Consider the following 23,004-nt stretch of genomic DNA (forward strand, 5'->3'; position numbering starts at 1 on the left):
CGCCCCTTCCCTTCCCGTCCCCGGGGGCGCTGCCCCCGGACCCCCGCTCCTCGAACGCCGGAGGGACTACATCCAGCCCCTCCGGCGTTTGAGGAGCGGGGTCTGGGGCGGAGCCCCAGTTTCGGGACGGGAAGGGGCGGCGGGGGCGACCGACACCTGCGGCTACACCGGCCGCTGCAGCACCGTCATACTCCGGTCCGTCAACGTCAGCCGCGTCCCCGCCGACACCTTCGGCCCGCTCCCCGGCGGCACGCCGTCCGCCCGAGCCGTGTCGACCACCACCTGCCACTGCGCCCCATGATCCACCGGCACCACGAAGTCCAGCGGCTTCGGCGAGGCGTTGAACATCAGCAGGAACGAGTCGTCGGTGATCCGCTCCCCCCGCTGCCCGGGCTCGGAGATCGCGTTGCCGTTGAGGAACACCGTCAGCGCCGACGCCGGCGCCGACTCCCAGTCCCGCTGGGTCATCTCCTCGCCCTCGGGGGTGAACCAGGCGATGTCGGAGAGGTCGTCGTGGGTGCCCTCCACGGGACGCCCGTGGAAGAAGCGGCGGCGCCGGAAGACGGGGTGGTCCTTGCGCAGCCACACCATCGCGCGCGTGAACTCCAGCAGCGTGGTGTCCGCGTCCTCGCCCTCCGGCCACGCCACCCACGCCAGCTCGTTGTCCTGGCAGTAGGCGTTGTTGTTGCCGTGCTGGGTGCGGGCCAGCTCGTCGCCGTGGCTGATCATCGGCACGCCCTGGGAGAGCATCAGCGTGGCGATGAAGTTCCGCATCTGCCGGGCCCGCAGCCGCAGCACGTCCGGGTCGTCGGTGTCGCCCTCGGCCCCGCAGTTCCAGGACCGGTTGTGACTCTCGCCGTCCCGGTTGTCCTCCCCGTTGGCCTCGTTGTGCTTGTCGTTGTACGACACGAGGTCGTGCAGGGTGAAGCCGTCGTGGCAGGTGACGAAGTTGATGGAGGCGAGCGGACGGCGCCCGTCGTCCTGGTAGAGGTCCGACGAGCCGGTCAGCCGGGAGGCGAACTCCGCGAGCGTGCGCGGCTCGCCCCGCCACAGGTCCCGCACGGTGTCCCGGTACTTGCCGTTCCACTCGGTCCACAGCGGCGGGAAGTTGCCCACCTGGTAACCGCCCTCGCCGACGTCCCAGGGCTCGGCGATCAGCTTCACCTGGGAGACCACCGGGTCCTGCTGCACCAGGTCGAAGAACGACGACAGCCGGTCCACCTCGTGGAACTGTCGGGCCAGCGTCGCCGCGAGGTCGAAGCGGAATCCGTCGACATGCATCTCGGTGACCCAGTACCGCAGCGAGTCCATGATCATTTGGAGCACGTGCGGGGACCGCATCAGCAGCGAGTTCCCGGTGCCCGTGGTGTCCATGTAGTAGCGGGGGTCGTCGGTCAGACGGTAGTACGAGGGGTTGTCGAGGCCCTTGAAGGACAGCGTGGGGCCCAGGTGGTTGCCCTCGGCGGTGTGGTTGTAGACCACGTCGAGGATCACCTCGATCCCCGCCTCGTGCAGCGCCTTCACCGCCGACTTGAACTCCAGCACCTGCTGGCCGCGGTCGCCCCAGGACGCGTAGGCGTTGTGCGGGGCGAAGAAGCCGATGGTGTTGTAGCCCCAGTAGTTGTTCAGCCCCATGTCGACCAGCCGGTGGTCGTTCACGAACTGGTGCACCGGCATCAGTTCCAGCGCGGTGACGCCCAGTTCGGTCAGGTGTTCGATGATCGCCGGGTGCGCCAGGCCCGCGTAGGTGCCGCGCAGCTCCTCGGGCAGCCCCGGGTGGCGCATGGTGAGCCCCTTGACGTGGGCCTCGTAGATCACCGTGTGGTGGTACTCCGTCCGGGGGCGCCGGTCGTCCCCCCAGTCGAAGTACGGGTTGACCACGACCGACGTCATCGTGTGCGGCGCCGAGTCGAGGTCGTTGCGCCGGTCGGGGTCGTCGAAGTGGTAGCCGTAGACCTCCTCGCCCCACTGGATCGAGCCACTGATCGCACGCGCGTACGGATCGAGCAGCAGTTTCGCGGAGTTGGTGCGCAGCCCCCGCTCGGGGGCGTACGGCCCGTGCACACGGAAGCCGTACCGCTGCCCGGGCATGACCCCGGGCAGGTACGCGTGCCGCACAAACGCGTCGCTCTCCCGCAGCTCGACCGCGGTCTCGGAGCCGTCGTCGTGCAGCAGACACAGCTCTACTCGGTCCGCGGCCTCCGTGAAGACCGCGAAATTCGTTCCGGCGCCGTCGTACGTGGCACCGAGCGGATACGCCTCGCCAGGCCAGACCTGCATGGACACGACTCTTTCAGGTGTACGGCGCCGGTGGGGGCGCGTTGGCTCCGAGTGGTCCCCGTGTCTCCCCGAACGGGCGGGATCAAGGGCGGGTCCACCCTCTACCCATGCCCCGCCCTCCGACGGCCGCACATCCGGCGATTCCGCTATGAACAAGCTCACTCCCCGGTCCCGGGACGCGGAACGGTCGCTTATGAGGGGGAAGTTGGGAAACGACCCTGTCCATCGGGCTGCACCGCGCACCGCATGCGGAGTACTCTCCTTGATCGTTGGACGGGAGTGCTCGGGGGACTGGAAGGCGGTGCGCGGGTGGGCTCGGGAGGGCTGGAACTGCCCCCTGGTGACGAGGGTCACGAGGGGAGCGGCTCCACGGACGTCCCGCCCGGTGCGGTGTCCCTGGCGCGGCCGATGGACGCGGGTGCGATCGGGCCGGAACTGGACTGGGGCGCGGACGCGTGGCGCGAGGTGCGCACGCGCGCGCAGCGGGCCGGCCGGGCCTACATCTGGCTGAACCTGGTCGAGCAGCGGCTGCGCGCGGTCGTCGCCGCCGTGCTGCGCCCGATCTACGAGCCCGTGCACGGCGACGACTGGGTGGTCGCCGCCGCCGGGCCCGCCGGACAGGAGTGGGTGCAGCGCGCGGTCGCCGTGCGCGAGGTCAGCCGCCGCAAGGGCTACCTGCTCGATCCGGCCGACGACAACGTGCTGTCGTTCCTCACCCTGCCGCAGCTGCGCGAGCTGATGGTGCAGCACTGGCCGTGCTTCGAGCCGTACTTCGACGACCGCCGGGACGTCGAGCTGGCACTGGACGAGCTGGAGGTCACCCGCAACGTGGTCTCCCGCAACCGGGCCTTGTCCGAGGCGGTGCTGAACCAGGCCGAGCGGGCCTCCGCCCGGCTGCTGGAGATGCTCGGCGCGGGCGGCGACGTGCCCTCGGCGCGCCGGCTGCCGGTGGACGCGGTCGAGGACCTGGTCGGCGACCGGTACGCGGACGTGGTCGCCGTGCACCCGGACCGGGTGCGGCTGCTGCGCCAGTTCCCCGCCGAGGACATGTTCGGCGGCGCCCGGCGGCTCGACGCCGTCGGCATCGGTCTGAACCTGCTCGTGCAGAACTTCTCCGGCCGCCGCCTGGTGCGGCTGGCCGAGTCCGGCTGCCGGGTGCGGCTGCTGTTCCTCAACCCGGCCTCCAGCGCGGTCAAGCGGCGCGAGCGCGAACTGGGCATCAAGCGGGGCGAGCTGGGCCGCTCCGTGGAGATGAACATCCTCCACATGCGCCGGGTGCGGTCCCGGCTGCGGGACCCGGGCGCCTTCGAGATCCAGGTCTACGACGAGACGCCGCGCTGCACCGCCTACCTGGTCGACGGCGACGGCTCGGACGGCATCGCCGTGGTGCAGAACCATCTGCGCCGCACCCGCGGCATGGAGGCGCCGGTGCTGGTGCTGCGCAACGGCACGAAGGTGGTCAAGCCGGGCGAGATCGAGGAGGGCGGCCTCTTCCCCACCTACCGCGAGGAGTTCGAGCAGATGTGGGCGGATTCGCGGCCGGTGTCCTGAACCTCCGGGTCCGCGCGGGTTCCGGGGCCGCCCGGTCCGCCCGGGAAACGGAATGCGATCCTCTGGTTGTCAGTGGCGCGTGCGAGGGTGAAAGCCACTGGGGGAACGCACCGCACAGAAGGGGGGCAGCCCATGGGCTGGCACCGGGAGCTGCTGATCGGCTTCGACCTGGAGACGACGGGGACGGATCCGCGCGAGGCGCGGATCGTCACGGGAGCCGTGATCGAGCTCCGCGCGGGGGAGACGCTGGGGCGCCGGGAGTGGCTGGCCGACCCGGGCGTGCCGATCCCCGCCGACGCGGTCGCGGTCCACGGCATCAGCAACGAGCGCGCGGCCGCCGAGGGCCGCCCCGCCGACCAGGTGGCCGACGCCATCGCCGGAGTCCTCGCCGCCTACTGGAAGACCGGCGTCCCGGTCGTCGCCTACAACGCCTCGTTCGACCTGAGCCTGCTTTCCGCCGAGCTGCGGCGGTACGGACTGCCGTCCCTGCGCGACCGCCTGAGCGGCGCCGACCCGGCCCCGGTCGTCGACCCGTACACCATCGACCGCGCCGTCGACCGCTACCGCCGCGGCAAGCGCACCCTCGAAGCGGTCTGCGCGGAGTACGGCGTCAGGCTCGACGCGGCGCACGACGCGACGGCGGACGCCCTCGCCGCCGCCCAGCTGGCCTGCGCGATAGCCGACCGCCACCCGAAGGTCGCGGCCCTCGGCCCGGCGGAGCTGCACCGCCGTCAGATCGAGTGGTACGCGGCCTGGGCGGCGGACTTCCAGGACTTCCTGCGCCGCAAGGGCGACCCGGCCGCCCTGGTCGACAGCAACTGGCCGCTGCGCGAACCGGCGCAGGAGCCGGTCCGGCCCGGGCTCACCTAGCCCTGACGCCCTGCGTCCGGATCAGGGCGGCCGTGAGGCACACAGTGTCCTTGGCCGGCCCGGGCGGGGTCCGGTGCGGGCGGCCGCACGGCGGCGGGTGGGGGGCCGCAGGCGGCGAGGGAACGCGTGCCGGATACCGCGCGACGCCGGGACGAGCCGCGTCGAAGGCCGCCCCGGGAGCCCCGGAGCCGCGGGAGCCCCGGAGCCGCGGGTTCGACGGGGCACCGCTCAGAACGGATACCAGCGCACGGTCTCGTCCCCGTCCCGCAGCGACGCCACCCGGCGGCGGAACTCGGCCAGCGCCTTGGGGTTGCCCGGGGCGTGCTGGGCGACCCAGGCGCAGCTGGCGGTCTCCCGCGCCCCACGCAGCACCGAGCAGCCCTCCCACTCCCGCACGTCCCAGCCGTAGGCCGCGGTGAACGAGTCGTACGCCTCGTCCGGCAGCCCGTAGCGGTCGTGGGAGAGGGCCATCACCACCAGGTCGTGCTCGCGCAGGTCCGAGGAGAAGGTCTCCAGGTCGATCAGCACAGGCCCGTCCGGGCCGACGTGCACGTTGCGCGGCAGCGCGTCGCCGTGGATCGGCCCGCGCGGCAGCCGGGGCGTCAGCGCGGCGGCGGCCGCCGCGAACCCGTCGCGCCGCTCGCGCAGATACGCCGCGTCCGCCGGGTCGATCGCGTCGCCCGCGAGCCGCAGCCAGCGTTCCACGCCGTCCAGCAGCGCGCGGGGCGGCAGAGCGAACGGCGGCGGGGGCAGCGCGTGCACGCGCCGCAGCAGCGCGGCCAGGTCGGCAGGCTCGGTGGGCCGCACCGGGTCGGGCAGCCGGTGCCACACGGTCACCGGGTGCCCCTCGACCAGCAGCGCCTCGGACCCGGCGGGACGCACGGCGGGCACACCCTGCTCCGCCAGCCATCCGGCGACGGCCAGCTCGCGGCGGGCCCGCTCCAGCAGCTCCGCGTCCCGGCCCACCTTGACCGCCAGGTCCCCGGCGGCGAACACCGCGTTCTCCCCGAGCGCCAGCAGCCGCGCCTCCCCGGCGCCCCGGGGCAGCACCCCCGCGGTCTGAAGAACCTCCCGCGCCCGCGCCTCGTCCATCGCTCCCGCCTCCGTGTCCTGCCGTGGCCCCGTCGGCCCCTGCCGGTCGCCTTGGCCCGGCCGTTCGCCGGCCAGTCTCGCATTCGCACAGGTCGGATGGTGTGCGCGGCCCCTTGACGTGCGGTGTCGCGTTCACGACCATGACCGGGCCCACCCCCCACCGTGCAAAGGGGCTGATGCCGTGACGTCGGTGACCGAGGCCAGGAGATCCGAGCCCCGCGCGCCCGACCCGAGCCGGCCGGCGCGGCGCGCCGTCGATCACGGCCCGTGGTTCCTGGTGCTGCCCGCGCTGATCCCGATCCTGGTGCTCAGCGTCGGCCCGCTGCTCTACGGCATCCTGCTGTCCTTCACCGACGCCCAGTCAGGCCGTACCGAGCCGACCCGCTGGATCGGCACGCTGAACTTCCAGGACCTGCTCCACGACACCCTGTTCTGGGAGTCGTTCCGCATCGGACTCGTCTGGGCGGTCGGCGTGACGGTCCCGCAGTTCCTGCTGGCGCTCGGCCTCGCCCTGCTGCTCAACCAGGACCTGCGGCTGCGCTGGGCGGCCCGCGCGCTGGCGATCGTGCCCTGGGCGATGCCCGAGGTCGTCGTCGGCATCATGTGGCGCCTCACCTACAACCCGGACGCCGGCATCCTCAACGAGACCCTGCGCGACCTCGGCCTCGACGGCGACCGCGACTGGCTCAGCGGGCTCGCCACCGCCCTGCCCGCCGTGATCGTCGTCGGCGTGTGGGCGGGCATGCCGCAGACCACGGTGGCGCTGCTCGCCGGGCTCCAGAACACCCCGCGCGAACTGCACGAGGCCGCCGCCGTGGACGGCGCCGGCGCCTGGCGCCGCTTCCGCACGGTCACCTGGCCCGCGCTGCGGCCCGTCGCCCTCGCCATCACGGCGCTCAACCTGATCTGGAACTTCAACTCCTTCGCCCTGGTCTACGTGCTCACCAACGGCGGCCCCGGAGGCCGCACCCGACTGCCCATGCTGTTCGCCTACGAAGAGGCCTTCCGGTACGGCCAGTTCGGCTACGCGGCCGCCATGGGCTGTGTCATGGTCGCCGTGATCGCGGTGCTGCTCGCCGTGTTCCTCGCCGGCCGGCTGAGGGGAGGTGACGAACGGTGAGAACCCGTCCCGCCGCCCGCGCCGGCCAGTACGCGGCCCTGCTCGCGTACCTGGTCTTCCTGGGCTTCCCGTTCGTCTGGCTGGCGTCCACCGCGTTCAAGCCCCCGACCGAACTGGCCGGGCTGCACCCCACCTGGATCCCGCAGGACCCCACCCTCGCCAACTTCCGTCAGGCCTTCGACGAGCAGCCGCTGCTGCGGGCCGCCCTCAACTCCCTGCTCACCGCGTCCGCCGCGGCCCTCGTCGCGGTCGCCGTGGCCACCCCGATGGCCTACGTCATGGCCCGCCACCGCGGCGCCCTGGCACGGGCGGCGACCGGCTGGGTGCTGGTCAGCCAGGCGTTCCCGTTCGTGCTGCTGATCATCCCGCTGTTCCTGGTGCTGAAGAACCTGCGGCTCATCGACTCGCTGCCCGGCCTGGTGCTGGTCTACGTCGTCTGGGCGCTGCCCTTCGCCCTGTGGATGCTCACCGGGTACGTCCGCGCGGTACCGGCCGAGCTGGAGGAGGCGGCGGCCGTGGACGGCGCCGGACGGCTGCGCACCCTGGTGTCGGTGACCGTGCCGCTGCTCGCGCCGGGCATCGCGGCGACCGCGCTGTTCGCGTTCGTCACCGCGTGGAACGAGTTCTTCTTCGCCCTCGTCCTGCTGAAGACGCCGGAGCAGCAGACGCTGCCGGTGCTCCTCACCCGCTTCATCGGCGCCGAGGGCGTCGCCGACCTCGGCCCGCTGGCCGCCGCCGCGTTCCTCGCGACGCTCCCGTCCCTGCTGGTGTTCGCGCTCATCCAGCGCCGGATCACCGGCTCCCTCCTCGCCGGGGCGGTGAAGGGCTGATGACACGCCTCAGGATGCTCGTCGGGGCGCTCGCCCTCGCCCTGCTCCTCGCCGGCTGCTCCTCCGGCGGCACCCGCGACGACGGCCGGGTCACCCTGCGCTTCCAGTCCCTGGCCTGGCAGCAGGAGTCGGTGGAGGCCACCAAGGCGCTGGTCGAGGAGTGGAACGCCCTCCACCCGGACATCCGCGTGGAGTACGTCCAGGGCAGCTGGGACAGCGTCCACGACCAGCTGCTCACCTCCTTCGAGGGCGGCGAGGCGCCCGACATCGTCCACGACGCCTCCGACGACCTCGCCGACTTCGCCTACGGGGGCCACCTCGCCGACCTCACGGAGCTGCTGCCGAAGCGGCTGACCTCCGACATCCCCGCGCTCGCCTGGCAGTCCGTCACCTTCGGCGACGGCGTCTACGGCGTCCCCTTCCTCCAGGAACCGCGCGTCCTCATCGCCGACGCCGCCCGCCTGAGGGAGTCCGGCGTCCGCGTCCCCACCCCCGAACACCCCTGGAGCTGGGCCGAGTTCCGCCAGGTGACGAAGGACCTGTCCGGCGACGGCCGCTACGGCGTGGCCTGGCCCCTCAAGGAACCGGTGTCCGCCACCCTCAACCTGTCCCTCTCCGCGGGCGGCCGGCTCTTCCACCGCGACGCCGACGGGAAGGTCACCGTGCGGTTCGAGGAGGGCGACGAGGTCGTCCCGCGCACCATCCACGAGCAGGTGAGCACCGACCGCAGCGCCTCGCCCACCACCCTCGGCAGCGGCGGCTCCGACACCCTGCCCGGCCTCTTCGCCGGCAAGTACGCGATGGTGCCGCTCGGCTTCTCGTACCGCCAGCAGATCGTGCAGCAGGCGCCGAAGGGCTTCGAGTGGCAGGTGCTGCCCGCACCGGCCGGGGCCGGCGGACTCGCCCAGGGCGTCAGCCCGCAGACGCTGTCCGTCGCCGAGGACTGCCCCCACAAGAAGGAGGCCGTGGCCTTCCTGGACTTCCTGCTCCGGCCGCGGAACATGGTGCGCCTCGCGCTCGGCGACTGGATGCTGCCCACCGGCCGCCAGGCCCTCGCCGACCCGGCCCTGCGCACCCCCGAGCACGGCTGGGCCACCGGCACGGCGCTCGCCGCCCATCTGCGCCCGGCGCCCGCGCAGTCCGTGCGGGGCTACCCGGAGTGGAAGGACAAGGTCGCCACCCCGGCGCTCCAGGAGTACTACAGCGGCGCGATCGGCCTTGACGAGCTGCGGAAACGACTGGAGGAGGACGGGAACCTGGTGCTCGCCCGGTACCAGCGGTGAGCGGTGCGTGCGGGTTTTGAGTTGCACGAGACGTCTCGTCTCGCTTAGGCTCGTCGCATGACCGCTCCCGCACACATCGCCATGTTCTCCATCGCCGCCCACGGGCACGTGAACCCGAGCCTCGAGGTGATCCGCGAGCTCGTGGCGCGCGGCCACCGGGTGACCTACGCGATCCCGCCCCTGTTCGCCGAGAAGGTCGCCGAGACCGGTGCCGAGCCGAAGCTGTGGAACTCCACGCTGCCCGGCCCCGACGACGACCCCGAGGCCTGGGGCACCACCCTCCTCGACAACGTCGAGCCGTTCCTCGCGGACGCGATCCAGGCGCTGCCGCAGCTCGTCGAGGCGTACGAGGGCGACACCCCCGACCTCGTGCTCCACGACATCACCGCCTACCCGGCCCGCGTGCTCGCCCACCGCTGGGGCGTGCCCGCCGTCTCCCTCTCGCCGAACCTCGTCGCCTGGGAGGGCTACGAGCAGGAGATTGCCGAGCCGATGTGGGCGGAGCCGCTGAAGACCGAGCGGGGGCAGGCGTACTACGCCCGCTTCCGGGCGTGGCTGGAGGAGAACGGGGTCACCCTGCACCCCGACGACTTCGCCGGCCGACCCGACCGCTCCATCGTGCTCATCCCGAAGGCGCTCCAGCCGAACGCCGACCGGGTGGACGAGCGCGTGTACTCCTTCGTCGGCGCCTGCCAGGGGGACCGGAGCGCCGAGGGGGACTGGCAGCGGCCCGCCGGCGCCGAGAGGGTCGTGCTGGTGTCGCTCGGCTCGTCCTTCACCAAGCAGCCGGCTTTCTACCGGGCGTGCGTCGAGGCGTTCGCCGGGCTGCCCGGCTGGCACCTGGTGCTCCAGATCGGCAAGCACGTCGACCCGGCCGAGCTGGGGGACGTCCCGGGGAACGTGGAGGTGCGGTCCTGGGTGCCGCAGCTGGCGATTCTGCGGCAGGCGGATCTGTTCGTCACCCACGCGGGTGCGGGCGGCAGCCAGGAGGGGCTGGCCACGGCCACCCCGATGATCGCCGTGCCCCAGGCGGTGGACCAGTTCGGCAACGCGGAGATGCTGGAGGGGCTGGGGGTGGCGCGGCACGTGCCGGCGGAGGAGGCGGGGGCGGAGGTGCTGAGGGCGGCGGCCCTCGCGCTGGTCGACGACCCGGAGGTCGCCCGCCGTCTGAAGGCCGTCCAGGCCGAGATGGCGGAGGAGGGCGGCACGCACCGGGCGGCGGACCTGATCGAGGCAGAGCTTCGGAGGTAGCCGCACAGCTGCGGGCAGCCGCCACGCAGCCGCGGGCGATCATCCGCCTAGCTGCGGGCAGTCGTGCCGCAGGGCGGCACGGGTGGGCGCAGCGGCACCCGTTCAGCACCGGCAGGCGAACCTCCGCCCGGCCCACCTCAACACCGCCCGGTGTGCAGTGAACGGGGGGAGGTCGCGCAGCACGGCGCTTGCGAGGTGCCGCCGCGCCCACCCGTGCCGCCCCAGCGGCACGACTGCCCGCGGTTACGCGGGGATCACACCGGGACGCGGTCCCCCTCGTCGTCCCGGGACGCCCCCGCCGCCACCGGCACCGCCGGCGACTCGTCGTGCGTCAGGTCCGGCAACCCCCGCAGCCACTTCGGGAAGTACCAGTTCCGCTCACCCAGCAGCGCCATCACCGCCGGCAGCAGCACCCCCCGGATGACCGTCGCGTCGATCAGCACCGCGGCCGCCAGGCCGACACCCATCTGCTTCATCGACTGCATGGACAGCGTCCCGAAGATCGCGAACACGGCGACCATGATGACCGCGGCGCTGGTGACCACGCCGGCCGTGGTGACCACCCCGTGCCGGATCGCGTCCCGCGTCTCGAGGCCCCGCGCCCGCGCCTCGCGGATCCGCGACACCACGAACACGTGGTAGTCCATCGACAGGCCGAACAGGATCACGAAGAGGAACAGCGGCAGCCACGTGATGATGGCGCCCACCCCTTCCGCGCCCACCAGGGACGCGCCCCAGCCGTGCTGGAAGACCGCCACGAGGACGCCGTACGCGGCGCCCACCGACAGCAGGTTGAGCACGATCGAGGTGACCGCGACCGTCAGCGACCGGAACGACAGCAGCATCAGCAGGAACGCGAACACCACCACGAACGCGAACACCGGGACCACCGAGCCGACCAGCTGGTCGTTGAAGTCCTTGTTGCCCGCCACCTGGCCGGTGATCGGCGCCTCGACCCCGTCGACCGCGCCCAGCGTCGCGGGCCGCACCTCGTCGCGCAGCTTCTCCAGGCTGGCGCCCGCCGCGTCCTGGTCGGAGCCGCCCACCAGCGGCACGTAGACGAAGGCCAGGTTCTGCCGGTCGTGCAGCTTGATCTCGACCGGGCCGCGCGAGGCGCCCGAACTGACCGCCTGCTCACGGAAGTCGGCCAGCGCCGCCCTCACCGCCGGCGCGTTGATGTCGTCCGCCTTGACGACCACCTCGGCCGGCTCCGAGCCGCCCGGGAACGCCTCGTTGACCCGGTTGTACGTCTGCACGATCGGCAGCGAGTCGCCGAACTCCTGGTCCAGCGTGAGATTCTGCGTTTTCATGCCGAGCGCGGGCGCGGCCACCGCGAGCAGCGCACCGGTCGCCACGGCCACCGACAGCACCGGCCGGGCGAGGACCCGCTTCAGCACGGCCGCCCAGAAGCGGCTGTCGTTGCTGCCGCTCGTCCGCCTGCGCAGGAACGGCACCTTGCCCTTCTCGACCCGCTCGCCCAGCAGCGACAGCAGCGCCGGCAGCACGGTCACCGAGCCGGCCATCGCGACGGCCACCACCATCAGGGAGGCCAGGCCCATCGCCTCGAACTCGGCGATCCCGGTGAACAGCATGCCCGCCATCGCCACGCACACCGTGACACCGGAGACGACGATCGCCCGGCCGCTGGTCGCGGCGGCGATCCGCAGCGCGGTCCGCGCGTCCCGGCCCGCCGCGCGCTCCTCGCGCTCGCGGCGCAGATAGAACAGGCAGTAGTCCACGCCGACGGCCAGACCCACGAGCAGCATCACCGAGTTGGCGGTGTCGCTCATCGGCTGGAGATGGCTGACGATCCCCATCAGGCCCATCGTCGCCATGATCGCGGTGAGCGCCAGCGCGACCGGCAGCAGCGCCGCCACCAGCGCGCCGAACGCGATCAGCAGAATGCCGAGGGCGACCGGCACCGCCGAGTACTCGGCCTTCTTGAAGTCGTCGCCGAACGCCTCGTCGAACGTCCTCATCATGCTGGCGCCGCCGATCTCCTCGATCCGCAGCGAGCCGTGCTCCTTCTGGACGTCCGCCACGGCGTCCAGCACCGGTTCGATCCGCTCACCGGCCGTCCCGGGGTCGCCCCGCACGTCGAACTGGACCAGCGCACTGCGCCCGTCCTTCGAGACCGTGCCGCTGTCGTACGGGGAGGTGACGTCCGTGACCTCGCCGGTTCCCTGCACGGCCGTGACCACCGCGGCGACCGCCGACCGGAACTCCGGGTCGGTGGACGTCACGCCGTCGTCCTTCGCCTGGACGAGCACGGTCTCCGAGGCCGGCTCCTCGATCCCGGCCTCTTCGACGATGCGGGCCGCGGTGCTGGTCTCCCCCTTGAGCTGTTCGCTGTCCTCGACGTCGACCCGGCCCGCGGCCGAGCCGAGCCCCATCGCCAGCACCACGAACAGCACCCAGATGCCGACGGCCGCCCACCGGTGCCGCGCGCTCCAGCCGCCGGCCCGGGCGGCGAGCCCCCGTACCCGCGCGTCTCGGTTCCCCATGACGGGTTCGCTCCCTCGTCCGCGGCGGCGGCCCCCTGCCGCCACCTGACGTCTCGACGCTACGGGCGGCCCGGGGGCGTCTCGTCGTGCTGCCCGGTGAGCCTGCCGCGTCCCGGCTCCTCCCGACGGCGCGGCCCGCCTCCCCACTGGGAAGGACCGTGGCCCCTTACACATGTCCGGGACACCGGGACGACGGGATCAGGGACGACGGGATCAGGGACGACGGGATCAGGGGCGACGGATCAAGGACGGCGGATCAGGCCGGCGGCCCGTTCCGCAACCTTGTTGAACAAGTCACAGCAGCGCGTTCAAGTTGCTCCCGCCCCCACCCGTCGGTCAGAGTTGCGAGGCCCGCCGCGCATGGGCCCCGGCCGTCGTGCCCGCCCCCACGGGGCACGACGGCCGCACTACAGTCGGGGCCATGACGACGAGATACGCGGCGCTGCTGCGCGGCATCAACGTGGGCGGCGGCAGGAAGGTCCCGATGGCCGAGCTGCGCGGCCTGCTGGAGAGCCTCGGCCTCCTGGACGTGCGCACCTACCTCCAGAGCGGCCAGGCCGCGTTCACCGCCGGCCACGGCGACGAGGAGTCGCTGGCCGCCGACCTGTCCGGGGCGCTCGCCGGACGCTTCGGCTTCGACGTGGACGTGATCGTGCGCGGCCACGCCTATCTGCGGAGCGTCCTCGACGACTGCCCCTTCCCGGCCGACACCCTGGAGCCGAAACAGCTCCACGTCGTCTACTTCTCCGCACCCGTCACCGAGGACCGGTTCGCGGAGATCGACCGCGCGGCGTACCTCCCCGAGGAGTTCCGCCTCGGCGACCGCGCCCTCTATCTGTACGTCCCCGACGGCCTCGGCCGCTCCAAGCTCGCCGAGCACGTGTCGAAGCCCCGCCTGAACAAGGGCGTCGTCGCCACCAGCCGCAACTGGAACACGGTGCGCAAACTGGTGGAGATGACCGAGGCCTGACCCCCGCGCGGGCTCAGGCCCCCAGCGCCGTCAGCAGCGGCGTGCGGGCCTGGTCGTAGCGCTCCAGGAGGACGCGCGCGACCTCCGGCGACGGGCCCAGCACGTCCGCCAGGACGTCCGCCCCGGCCGCGCCCCGCACGATCCGGTCGGGCAGCCGCCCCGGCGCCAGCACGTACGGGGCGACGGCGACGCGGGCGCAGCCCAGCTCCCGCAGCTCCCGCACCGCGTCCTCGGTGCGGGGCACCCCGCCGGGAATCACCGCGGAGGCGAACGCAGGCCGCACGGCGCACCAGCCGGTGTGCCGCCACTCCCGCGCGATGTCTGCGATCACTGCGATCGCCTCCGGGTCGGAGGACCCCGCCGAGGCCAGCACGACCCCGGTCGAGGAGGTGTCGGCGGGCGTCAGGCCCGCCTCGTACAGGCGGCGCTCCAGGGCCGCCAGCAGCAGCGGGGACGGGCCCAGCACGTCCGCCTGCCGGATCCGCAGCCGCGGCGGGGCCTCGGCGAGCACCGCGGGGATGTCCGCCTTGGCGTGGAAGGCGCGGGTCAGCAGCAGCGGCAGCGCGACCACGTCGCGCACCCCCTCCGCGTCCAGGGACGTCAGCACCGCGCCGACGGACGGCACGTTGAAGTCCAGGAACCCGGTCTCCACCCGCAGCCCGGGACGCAGCGCGCGCACCCGGCGCACCAGGTCGTGCACGGTCGCGGCGTGCCGCGGATCGCGGCTGCCGTGGGCGACGACGAGCAGGACGGGACGACGCATCACACGCACCTCAGCTCTTCACCAGCAGTCCGCGGGTGCGCAGCACCCGGCGTTCGAGGGGGCTGAAGATCAGCAGGTCGACGGCGATGCCGACGGTGAGGATGAGCAGGATCGCCTCGAAGACCATGGCCATGTCGCTGGCGTTGCGGCCGTTCTCCAGGAGCTGTCCGAGGCCGACGCCCAGGTCGGGGAAGGAGGCGATGATCTCGGCGGCCATGAGGGAGCGCCAGGAGAACGCCCAGCCCTGCTTGAGGCCCGCGACGTAGCCGGGGAGGGCGGCGGGCAGGGTGATGTGCCAGGTGCCCTTCAGGCCGGTGGCGCCCAGGGTGCGGCCGGCGCGCTGGAACAGCGGCGGGACCTGGTCGACGCCGGAGAGCAGTCCGTTGGCGATGGAGGGCACCGCGCCGAGCAGGATGACCGCGTACATCATCCGGTTGTTCAGGCCGAGCCAGATGACGGCGGGCGGCACCCAGGCGACCGAGGGCAGGGACTGGAGGCCGGACAGGATGGGGCCGATCGCGGCGCGGACGAGTTTCAGTCGGGCGAGGAGGAGCCCGAGCGGGGTGGCGATGAGCAGGGCGAGGCCGAAGCCGAGCAGGCCGCGGGAGACGGAGGTCCAGATGTAGCCGAGGAGTTCGCCCTGGAGCCAGGCCTTCTCCAGCACGTGCCAGACATCGGCGGGCGCGGGCAGCTTGGTGGGGTCGTCGACGACCTCGAAGGTGATCAGCGACTGCCACACGGCCAGCACGAGCGCGACGGCCACGATGGGCGGGAGGACCTTCTGGGTGAGGGTCTGCCGCAGCGGCCTGCGGGCGGCCTGCACCGACTCCAGCGCGTCGAGGCCCGCGTTCAGTCCGGCCAGGTCGCCGGCGTCCTTGGGAGTGGTGTCAGTGCTGGCCATGTCGGCGGATCTCCCCACGGAGTTGCTCGGTGATCGCGACGGACAGCTCGGCCACGGCGGTGTCCTCGATGCGGCGCGGGTGCGGGATGTCCACGGTCCACTGGCGGGCGATGCGGCCGGGGCGGGAGGACAGCAGGACGACGCGCTGGGCGAGGCGGACGGCCTCGCGGACGTTGTGGGTGACGAACAGCACCGACAGGCCGGTCTCGCGCCAGATGCGGGTGAGTTCGTCGTGCAGGACGTCGCGGGTGATGGCGTCGAGCGCGGCGAACGGCTCGTCCATCAGCAGCAGCCGGCTCTCCTGGGCGAGGGCGCGGGCCAGGGCGACGCGCTGGCGCATGCCGCCGGACAGCTCGTGCACCCGCTTGCCGTGGGCGCCCTGGAGGCGCACCAGTTCCAGCAGCTGCTCGGCGCGCTCGCGGCGCTCGTTCTTGGGGGTGCCGCGCAGCTTCAGGGCGAGTTCGATGTTCTTCCCGGCGGTGAGCCAGGGGAACAGGGCGTGTTCCTGGAACATCAGCGCGGGCCGGCCGTCGGTCGTGATGGCGCCGGCGGTGGGCCGGTCGAGGCTGGCGACGAGGTTGAGCAGGGTGGACTTGCCGCAGCCGGAGGCGCCGAGGAGGGTGACGAACTCGCCGGGGGCGACGTCGAGGCTGATGTCGTCCAGCACCAGCTGCTGTCCGGCGGGGCCCGCGAAGGACTTCGAGACGTGCTCGATGCGGGCCGCGTGCGTGGCCGACTGCGTGCCGTCGGCGGCCTTGGCGAGGGTCGTGGCCATGGTCGTCACCTCCTGGGAAGCGTGCGGGATCCGGTTCAGGAGACGCCGAGTCCGGCGTCGTCGACGGCGGGCCGGCCGGCCGCCCGGAGGACCTTGCGGAGCAGGGACAGGTCGTAGATCCCCTTCAGGTCCGGCTCCTCCAGCAGGCCCGCCCGGACGGCGTGGCCCGCCTGGGTCCTGAGGGTGGCGGCCAGCGGGTCGTCCAGGAAGGTGATCGACTTCCAGGCCGGGTCGAGGACGTCCGCCGGCAGCGGCTTGCCCGTGTCGGCCGCGAGCCGCGCGTTGGCGGCCTCCTTGGCCTCCTCCGGGTGGGCGTTGATCCACCGGTTGGACGCGACGGACGCCCGCAGCACGGCCTCGACGGCCTTCGGGTGCTCGTCGAGGAACTCCTGGCGGACGACGATGTTCGTGATCACGAACTTGCCGTCCGGCCACAGAGACGCCTCGTCCAGCAGCACCTTGCCGCCCTGCGCGACCAGCCGGGACGCGGTCGGCTCCGGCACCCAGGCCCCGTCGACCGACCCGGACCGGAAGGCGTCGGGCGTGACCTTGTTGTCGCTGCGGACGACGGTGACGTCGCCCTTGCCGCTCTGCGGGTCGACCTTCCAGCCCTGCCGGGCGGCCCAGTCGAGGAACGCCACGTCCTGGGTGTTGCCGAGCTGCGGGGTCGCGATCCGCTTCCCCTCGACGTCCCGGACGGACGTCACCTTGTCCGGGTTCACGACCAGCTTGACCCCGCCGGACGCCGAACCGCCCACGATCCGCAGGTTCTCGCCGTCCGCCTTGGTCCAGCCGTTGACCGCCGGGGAGGGGCCGATGAAGGCGACGTCCAGGGAGTCGGAGTTGAGCGCCTCGATCGCCGAAGGGCCCGCGTTGAACACCGCGTACTTCGCCTCGGTGCCCCCGAGTTCCTTCTGGAAGAACCCCTTCTGGGCGCCGACCAGGGCGGTGCCGTGGGTGAGGTTGCCGAAGTAGCCGATCCGGACGGAGTCCAGACCGTCGGTCCTCGGGCCCGAGACGGCCCGCGCGGTGCCGGCGTCCTTGGCCTGGGACCCGTACCCGCAGGCGGCCAGGGCCAGCAACGGCAGCACGGCCGTCACCGCGAGGGCGCGGCGCAGGGCGGTCGTGGCAGGCAAGGGGAACGGTCCTCTCGATGGCGGCCCGGCGGTCACGCTTCGTCGGTGCGTGGCCGGGCCGTCGGCGGGTTCAGGGCTGGGCGGGTGCGCGGCGGGCGGTCAGAAGTCCCACCCGTCGTCGTCCGTCCCGTCGTCGGCCGGGTCGGGCGAGGCGAAGGACTCGCCGACCATGCCCGCGGTCAGCGTCGTCCCGTCGCCGGGGTCGATCAGGATGAACGACCCGGTGCGGCGGGAGGCGGCGTAGGTGTCGGCGGGCAGCGGTTCGGCGGTGCGGATGACGACCCGGCCGATGTCGTTGGCGGTGAGCCGGCCCGGGTGCGGGTGCAGGGACAGGTCGTCCAGCGTGAGCCGGGACGGGATGTCCTTGACGATCGCCTTGACCGTGCGGGTGCCGTGCTTGATCAGCACGCGGTGCCCGACCGTCAGCGGCTCGTCGGCGACGTGGCAGACGGTCGCCTCCAGGTCCTGCGTGGTGGCGGGGGCGTCCTCGGCCGGGACGATCAGGTCGCCGCGGGAGATGTCGATGTCGTCGGCGAGCAGCAGCGTCACCGACTGCGGCGTCCACGCGACGTCGACGGGTTCGCCCAGCAGGTCGATGCCGGTGATGGTGGTCGACCGGCCCGACGGCAGCACGGTGATCTCGTCGCCGACGCGGAAGGCGCCGGCGGCGATCTGGCCCGCGTAGCCGCGGTAGTCGGGGTGCTCGGGGCTCTGCGGGCGGATCACGTACTGCACCGGCAGCCGGGCGTGGCAGCGGGTCAGGTCGTGGCTGACCGGCACGGTCTCCAGGTGCTCGAGGACGGTGGGGCCGCCGTACCAGTCCATGTGCGCGGACGGCTCCACCACGTTGTCGCCGACCAGCGCCGAGATCGGGATCGCGGTGACCTCGGGCACGCCCAGCTCGGTGGCGTAGGCGGTGAACTCCTCGGCGATCGCGGCGAACACGGGCTCCCGGTAGTCGACCAGGTCCATCTTGTTCACGGCGAGCACCACGTGCGGCACCCGCAGCAGGGCGGCGATCGCCGCGTGCCGGCGGGTCTGCTCGACGACACCGTTGCGGGCGTCGACCAGGATCACCGTCAGCTCGGCCGTGGACGCGCCGGTGACCATGTTCCGCGTGTACTGCACATGGCCGGGGGTGTCGGCGAGGATGAACCGCCGCCGGGGCGTGGCGAAGTAGCGGTAGGCCACGTCGATCGTGATGCCCTGCTCCCGCTCGGCCCGCAGGCCGTCGGTGAGCAGCGCCAGGTCGGGGGCGTCCTGGCCGCGGCTGGCCGACGCGCGCTCGACGGCCTCCAGCTGGTCGGCGAGCACAGACTTGGAGTCGTGCAGCAGCCGGCCCACGAGGGTGGACTTGCCGTCGTCGACGGAGCCGGCGGTGGCGAACCGCAGCAGGGTGGTGGCCGAGAGCTCCTCGGTCGTGATCGTGCTCATGCTTAGAAGTACCCCTCGCGCTTGCGGTCTTCCATCGCGGCCTCGGACATCTTGTCGTCGGCGCGGGTGGCGCCGCGCTCGGTGAGCCGGGAGGCGGCGATCTCCGTGATCACCTTCTCGATGGTGTCGGCGTCGGAGTCGACGGCGCCGGTGCAGGACATGTCGCCGACGGTGCGGTAGCGCACGAGGCGCTTCTCGACGCTCTCGCCGTCCTTCGGGCCGCCCCACTCGCCGGCCGTCAGCCACATCCCGGCGCGCTTGAACACCTCGCGCTCGTGCGCGTAGTAGATCCGCGGCAGTTCGATGTTCTCGCGGGCGATGTACTGCCACACGTCCAGCTCGGTCCAGTTGGACAGCGGGAACACGCGCACGTGCTCGCCGGGGGCGTGCCGCCCGTTGTAGAGGTTCCACAGCTCGGGGCGCTGGCGGCGCGGGTCCCACTGGGAGAACTCGTCGCGGAGGCTGAACACCCGCTCCTTGGCGCGGGCCTTCTCCTCGTCGCGCCGGCCGCCGCCGAACACCGCGTCGAAGCCCTGCTCGCGGATGGTGTCCGTGAGCGGCAGCGTCTGGAGCGGGTTGCGGGTGCCGTCCGGGCGTTCCTTGAGGACGCCGCGGTCGATGTAGTCCTGCACGGAGGCGACGTGCAGCCGCAGCCCGTGCTTGGCGACCGTGCGGTCGCGGTAGTCGAGGACCTCGGGGAAGTTGTGCCCGGTGTCCACGTGCAGCAGCGCGAACGGCACCGGCGCGGGCGCGAACGCCTTCAGCGCCAGGTGCAGCATGACGATGGAGTCCTTGCCGCCGGAGAACAGGATCACCGGCTTCTCGAACTCACCCGCCACCTCACGGAAGATGTGCACGGCCTCCGACTCGAGGGCGTCCAGGTGGGAGAGGGCGTACGGGCTGTCCGTACCCTCCTCGACGGTGGCGACGGTCGTCGTCATGCCAGTCCCCTTTCGCTGAGCACGGCGAAAACCGCCGCCGCGGACTCCTGCACGGTCTGGTGCTGCGACTCGATGCGCAGATCGGGCTTCTCGGGCTCCTCGTACGGGTCGTCGACGCCGGTCAGCCCGGACAGCTCACCCGCCGCCTGCTTGGCGTACAGGCCCTTCACGTCGCGGACGGAGCACACCTCCAGCGGCGTCGCCACGTGCACCTCGACGTACGGCGTGCCGTTCGCCTCGTGGCGGGCGCGGACGGCCTCGCGGCTGTCGGCGTAGGGGGCGATCACCGGGACGAGCGCCAGCACGCCGTTGCGGGCGAGCAGTTCGGCGACGAAGCCGATGCGCTGCACATTGGTGTGCCGGTCCTCGCGGCTGAACCCGAGGCCCGCCGAGAGGAACTCGCGGATCTCGTCGCCGTCGAGCACCTCGACCGGCCGGCCCTGTTCGCGCAGCCGGGCGGCGAGTTCGTGCGCGATGGTGGTCTTGCCCGCACTCGGCAGACCCGTGAGCCAGACGGTGGCTCCGGTCGTCACGTGGTTCTCCTGGTTCGTCGAAGGCGCGGTCATGGGGGTCAGCCGTGCAGTCCGCACTCGGTCTTGGCGCGGCCCGCCCAGCGGCCGGCGCGGGCGTCCTCGCCCTCCAGCACGCGGCGGGTGCAGGGGGCGCACCCCACGGAGGCGTAGCCGTCCATGAGCAGCGGGTTGGTGAGGACGCCGTGTTCGGCGACGTAGGCGTCCACGTCGTCCTGGGTCCACCGGGCGATGGGCGAGATCTTCACCTTCCGCCGCTTCTCGTCCCAGCCGACGACCGGGGTGTTCGCCCGGGTCGGGGACTCGTCGCGGCGCAGGCCGGTCGCCCAGGCCAGGTAGTTCTTCAGGCCCTCCTCCAGCGGCTGGACCTTGCGGAGCTTGCAGCACAGGTCGGGGTCGCGGTCGTGGAGCTTCGGGCCGTACTCGGCGTCCTGCTCGGCGACCGTCTGCCGCGGGGTGAGCGTGATGACGTTGACGTCCATCACGGCCTCCACGGCGTCCCGGGTGCCGATGGTCTCGGGGAAGTGGTAGCCGGTGTCGAGGAACACCACGTCGACCCCGGGCAGCGCCCGGGAGGCGAGGTGGGCGACCACCGCGTCCTCCATGGAGGAGGTCACGCAGAACCGCCTGCCGAAGGTCTCGGCGGCCCATGTGAGGATCTCCAGGGCGGAGGCGTCCTCCAGGTCGCGGCCCGCCTGCTCGGCGAGCGCCTTCAACTCCTCGGTGCCGCGCTCTTCCTGAACCGCGGTCATGTCCGGTCCCCTCCCGTCTCGGATCGCTCAAGGCCGCGGGCCAGCAGCCCGAGGAACTTCAGCTGAAAGGCTCGGTTGCACGCGCCGCATTCCCACGCGCCGTGGCCCTGTTCGGCCGGGCGCAGGTCCTCGTCCCCGCAGTAGGGGCAGTGGAACGGCGCCGCCCGCTCGCTCACGACAGGGCCTCCTCGGACGCGCGACCGACCCAGGAGGCGAACCGCTCGCCGTCCTCGCGCTCCGCCTGGAAGCGGCCCAGGACCCGCTCGATGTAGTCGGGCAGCTCGTCCGCGGTGACCTTCAGACCGCGCACCTTGCGGCCGAAGCCGGCTTCCAGACCGAGCGCGCCGCCGAGGTGCACCTGGTAGCCCTCGACCTGCTCGCCCCGGTCGTTCAGCACGAGCTGGCCCTTGAGACCGATGTCCGCCACCTGGATACGGGCGCAGGCGTTCGGGCAGCCGTTGAGGTTGATGGTGATCGGCTCGTCGAACTCCGGCATGCGGCGCTCCAGTTCGTCGATCAGCGAGGCGCCGCGCGCCTTGGTCTCGACGATGGCGAGCTTGCAGAACTCGATGCCGGTGCAGGCCATGGTGCCGCGCCGGAACGTCGAGGGGCGGGCGCTGAGGTCCAGCGCCTCCAGGGACTCCACCAGGGAGTCGACCTGGGACTCCTCGACGTCCAGGATGATCATCTTCTGTTCGACGGTGGTGCGCACCCGGCCCGAGCCGTGCGCCTCCGCCACGTCCGCGATCTTGGTGAGGGTGGTGCCGTCGACCCGGCCGACGCGCGGCGCGAAGCCGACGTAGTGGCGGCCGTCCTTCTGACGGTGCACCCCGACGTGGTCGCGCCAGCGGGACACCGGCTCGGCGGGCGCGGGACCGTCGGTCAGCTTCCGCTTCAGGTACTCGTCCTCCAGCACCTGGCGGAACTTCTCCGCGCCCCAGTCGGCGACCAGGAACTTCAGCCGGGCGCGGTTGCGCAGCCGGCGGTAGCCGTAGTCGCGGAAGATGGAGATGACGCCCTCGTAGACGTCGGGCACGTCCTCGATCGGCACCCAGGCGCCGAGCCGCACGCCCAGCTTGGGGTTGGTCGACAGGCCGCCGCCGACCCACAGGTCGAAGCCGGGCCCGTGCTCGGGGTGGCGGACGCCGACGAACGCGACGTCGTTGATCTCGTGCACCACGTCGAGCACCGGCGAGCCGGAGATGGCCGTCTTGAACTTGCGCGGCAGGTTCGAGTACGCCTTGTTGCCCAGGACGCGGCGCTTCATCTCCTCCAGCGCCGGGGTGCCGTCGATGATCTCGTCCTCGGCGATGCCCGCGACGGGGGAGCCGATCATCACACGGGGCGTGTCGCCGCAGGCGGTGACCGTGGACAGCCCGACGGCCTCCAGACGGTTCCAGATCTCGGGCACGTCCTCGATGCGGATCCAGTGGTACTGGACGTTCTGCCGGTCCGTGATGTCGGCGGTGCCGCGCGCGAACTCCTGCGAGATCTCGCCGATCACCCGCAGCTGCCGCGTCGTCAGCGCGCCGCCGTCGATGCGCACCCGCAGCATGAAGTACGAGTCGTCCAGCTCCTCCGGCTCCAGGATCGCGGTCTTGCCGCCGTCGATCCCGGGCTTGCGCTGGGTGTAGAGGCCCCACCACCGCATGCGGCCGCGCAGGTCGCTGGGGTCGATCGAGTCGAAGCCCCGCTTGGAGTAGATCGTCTCAATGCGTGTCCGCACATTGAGACCGTCGTCGTCCTTCTTGACCTGCTCGTTGCCGTTGAGCGGGGTGAAGTGCCCCGCTGCCCACTGCCCCTCCCCGCGGTGACGGCTCGCCTTGCGGCGGGGGGTCGCGGTGGCAGGCTGCTGCGCGGCGGCAGGCTTCTGCGGGGTGGCGGCCATGGTTGATACGTCCTTCGGGACAGCGGTGGATGGTCTCTCGGCGCGGGGCGCCATGCCGGGGGAGCGGCTCTGACCTGCGGCTGCGCGCACGCGGGCAGAACCGTGCGCGTCCTTGCGCAGGAAGGGAGGGGAG

The 23,004-nt window shown here is 72.4% G+C and carries 20 protein-coding genes; 7 read left to right on the top strand and 13 right to left on the bottom strand.

What is annotated here, in order from left to right; translation table 11 throughout:
• Positions 1-162 precede the first annotated feature (162 nt).
• Positions 163-2,280, bottom strand: a complete 2,118-nt coding sequence (gene glgX / locus ACFOSY_RS15615) for a glycogen debranching protein GlgX (protein WP_394307414.1) — start codon at positions 2,278-2,280, stop codon at positions 163-165.
• A 309-nt stretch (positions 2,281-2,589) separates the two neighbouring features.
• Between glgX and ACFOSY_RS15620 the strand changes: the two genes are divergently transcribed.
• Positions 2,590-3,831 (top strand): SAV2148 family HEPN domain-containing protein, encoded by a 1,242-nt coding sequence (locus ACFOSY_RS15620; protein ID WP_394307415.1) that lies wholly within the window; start codon positions 2,590-2,592, stop codon positions 3,829-3,831.
• Positions 3,832-3,963: 132 nt separating this feature from the next.
• Positions 3,964-4,701, top strand: coding sequence for a 3'-5' exonuclease (locus ACFOSY_RS15625; protein ID WP_394307416.1), 738 nt, complete (start codon positions 3,964-3,966; stop codon positions 4,699-4,701).
• Between the two features lie 228 nt (positions 4,702-4,929).
• Here the strand turns inward: ACFOSY_RS15625 and ACFOSY_RS15630 are convergent, their stop codons facing one another.
• Complete coding sequence (locus tag ACFOSY_RS15630) at positions 4,930-5,793, bottom strand: phosphotransferase enzyme family protein (protein WP_394307417.1); 864 nt, start codon at positions 5,791-5,793, stop codon at positions 4,930-4,932.
• A gap of 181 nt (positions 5,794-5,974) precedes the next feature.
• Between ACFOSY_RS15630 and ACFOSY_RS15635 the strand changes: the two genes are divergently transcribed.
• The 4 genes from ACFOSY_RS15635 to mgt are packed head-to-tail and all read left to right on the top strand — an operon-like array spanning position 5,975 to position 10,277.
• Complete coding sequence (locus ACFOSY_RS15635) at positions 5,975-6,913, top strand: carbohydrate ABC transporter permease (RefSeq protein WP_394307418.1); 939 nt, start codon at positions 5,975-5,977, stop codon at positions 6,911-6,913.
• Complete coding sequence (locus ACFOSY_RS15640) at positions 6,910-7,743, top strand: carbohydrate ABC transporter permease (RefSeq protein ID WP_394307419.1); 834 nt, start codon at positions 6,910-6,912, stop codon at positions 7,741-7,743. Before ACFOSY_RS15635 ends, ACFOSY_RS15640 begins: the two co-directional genes overlap by 4 nt.
• Entirely contained in the window at positions 7,743-9,026 is a 1,284-nt protein-coding gene (locus ACFOSY_RS15645) for an ABC transporter substrate-binding protein (protein ID WP_394307420.1), read from the top strand. Before ACFOSY_RS15640 ends, ACFOSY_RS15645 begins: the two co-directional genes overlap by 1 nt.
• Before the next feature lie 57 nt (positions 9,027-9,083).
• Entirely contained in the window at positions 9,084-10,277 is a 1,194-nt protein-coding gene (gene mgt / locus ACFOSY_RS15650; protein ID WP_394307421.1) for a macrolide-inactivating glycosyltransferase, read from the top strand.
• Between the two features lie 254 nt (positions 10,278-10,531).
• Here mgt and ACFOSY_RS15655 read toward each other — a convergent pair whose 3' ends face one another.
• Complete coding sequence (locus ACFOSY_RS15655; RefSeq protein ID WP_394307422.1) at positions 10,532-12,781, bottom strand: MMPL family transporter; 2,250 nt, start codon at positions 12,779-12,781, stop codon at positions 10,532-10,534.
• A 421-nt stretch (positions 12,782-13,202) separates the two neighbouring features.
• On the opposite strand from ACFOSY_RS15655, the gene ACFOSY_RS15660 reads away from it, so the two are divergent.
• Positions 13,203-13,751 (top strand): DUF1697 domain-containing protein, encoded by a 549-nt coding sequence (locus ACFOSY_RS15660; RefSeq protein WP_394307423.1) that lies wholly within the window; start codon positions 13,203-13,205, stop codon positions 13,749-13,751.
• A 13-nt stretch (positions 13,752-13,764) separates the two neighbouring features.
• Here the strand turns inward: ACFOSY_RS15660 and ACFOSY_RS15665 are convergent, their stop codons facing one another.
• The 10 genes from ACFOSY_RS15665 to ACFOSY_RS15710 all read right to left on the bottom strand — a co-directional run bounded on the left by ACFOSY_RS15665 (position 13,765) and on the right by ACFOSY_RS15710 (position 22,871).
• Positions 13,765-14,514, bottom strand: coding sequence for a sirohydrochlorin chelatase (locus ACFOSY_RS15665; RefSeq protein WP_394307424.1), 750 nt, complete (start codon positions 14,512-14,514; stop codon positions 13,765-13,767).
• 10 nt (positions 14,515-14,524) lie between these two features.
• Positions 14,525-15,415 (bottom strand): ABC transporter permease, encoded by an 891-nt coding sequence (locus ACFOSY_RS15670; RefSeq protein ID WP_394307425.1) that lies wholly within the window; start codon positions 15,413-15,415, stop codon positions 14,525-14,527.
• A complete protein-coding gene (locus ACFOSY_RS15675; protein WP_394307426.1) occupies positions 15,402-16,190 on the bottom strand; it encodes an ABC transporter ATP-binding protein in 789 nt (262 codons plus the stop codon). The genes ACFOSY_RS15670 and ACFOSY_RS15675 overlap by 14 nt, the downstream gene beginning before the upstream one ends.
• Before the next feature lie 35 nt (positions 16,191-16,225).
• A complete protein-coding gene (locus ACFOSY_RS15680; protein WP_394307427.1) occupies positions 16,226-17,326 on the bottom strand; it encodes an aliphatic sulfonate ABC transporter substrate-binding protein in 1,101 nt (366 codons plus the stop codon).
• Between the two features lie 99 nt (positions 17,327-17,425).
• Positions 17,426-18,760, bottom strand: a complete 1,335-nt coding sequence (locus ACFOSY_RS15685; RefSeq protein ID WP_394307428.1) for a sulfate adenylyltransferase subunit 1 — start codon at positions 18,758-18,760, stop codon at positions 17,426-17,428.
• 2 nt (positions 18,761-18,762) lie between these two features.
• On the bottom strand, positions 18,763-19,701 hold the full coding sequence (gene cysD, locus ACFOSY_RS15690; protein WP_394307429.1) for a sulfate adenylyltransferase subunit CysD: 939 nt from the start codon (positions 19,699-19,701) through the stop codon (positions 18,763-18,765).
• On the bottom strand, positions 19,698-20,267 hold the full coding sequence (gene cysC, locus ACFOSY_RS15695) for an adenylyl-sulfate kinase (RefSeq protein ID WP_394307430.1): 570 nt from the start codon (positions 20,265-20,267) through the stop codon (positions 19,698-19,700). The genes cysD and cysC overlap by 4 nt, the downstream gene beginning before the upstream one ends.
• Positions 20,268-20,272: 5 nt before the next feature.
• Positions 20,273-20,983: a phosphoadenylyl-sulfate reductase gene (locus tag ACFOSY_RS15700; protein WP_394307431.1), complete on the bottom strand. Its 711-nt coding sequence runs from the start codon at positions 20,981-20,983 to the stop codon at positions 20,273-20,275.
• The gene (locus ACFOSY_RS15705) at positions 20,980-21,159 is read right to left on the bottom strand and encodes a hypothetical protein (RefSeq protein WP_394307432.1); all 180 of its coding nucleotides are present in this window, start codon (positions 21,157-21,159) and stop codon (positions 20,980-20,982) included. Before ACFOSY_RS15705 ends, ACFOSY_RS15700 begins: the two co-directional genes overlap by 4 nt.
• Entirely contained in the window at positions 21,156-22,871 is a 1,716-nt protein-coding gene (locus ACFOSY_RS15710; protein WP_394307433.1) for a nitrite/sulfite reductase, read from the bottom strand. The genes ACFOSY_RS15705 and ACFOSY_RS15710 overlap by 4 nt, the downstream gene beginning before the upstream one ends.
• Positions 22,872-23,004 lie beyond the last annotated feature (133 nt).

Source organism: Streptomyces lusitanus (assembly GCF_042647945.1).
GTDB classification, from domain to species: Bacteria; Actinomycetota; Actinomycetes; order Streptomycetales; family Streptomycetaceae; genus Streptomyces; species Streptomyces pseudogriseolus.